2 protein-coding genes are annotated in these 504 nt (G+C 47.8%); one reads left to right on the top strand and one right to left on the bottom strand.

All coding sequences use genetic code 11. The features are described 5' to 3' along the window. A partial coding sequence (locus AB1L30_RS00065) for a hypothetical protein (protein WP_367011324.1) occupies nucleotides 1–269 on the bottom strand: 269 nt, incomplete at its 3' end. On the opposite strand from AB1L30_RS00065, the gene AB1L30_RS00060 reads away from it, so the two are divergent. Then, nucleotides 228–504: CDP-alcohol phosphatidyltransferase family protein (locus tag AB1L30_RS00060; RefSeq protein WP_367011323.1), on the top strand; the 277-nt coding region annotated here is incomplete at its 3' end. The genes AB1L30_RS00065 and AB1L30_RS00060 overlap by 42 nt on opposite strands.

The following is a 504-nucleotide window of genomic DNA, read 5'->3' as shown; positions in this document are numbered from 1 at the left end:
TTTTTGTAGTAGTCGGTGTTGCGATATTTATTTTTTGTGTAGTTGTTTTCTTTGCTTATTTTCATGTTAAAGATGTTGTTAGGTAGTTTAATGAATTTTTGGGACTTGGGGTTTTTGTTGATGTGTTTGGCTCGTTGATGTTGGTATGGCCCTGATCGGCGGCGAACGTCAAGCTGACGCCGGTTTTGGTTGCCATGGTTGTGTTGGTAACCATCTGAAACCTCCTGATGACGCCACGATACCCTCATCCACGAGCCAAAGAAATCCACCTTCCGGGTGCATACAAGTGCTGGTTCTGTTCTCGTATATCCTCCACCTTTACAACTACAGCACGATCCTCAGCGGCCTGTCGTTGGCCAATGCGTGTCAACGTTCCCAATACGCTGACAGCGATCCGTTTTGTGCTTTCCATCGTGGGATTCGTGCTATTGCCACTGCACCTGGTATGGGGCGCCCTGGCGATCTTTATCATTGCGGTCTCGACCGACTGGATCGATGGTTACT

The sequence above is a fragment of the Bremerella sp. JC817 genome (assembly GCF_040718835.1).
Taxonomy (GTDB): domain Bacteria; phylum Planctomycetota; class Planctomycetia; order Pirellulales; family Pirellulaceae; genus Bremerella.
Note: the sequence above shows the minus strand (reverse complement) of the source record. Positions and strands in the feature narration are given on the sequence as shown.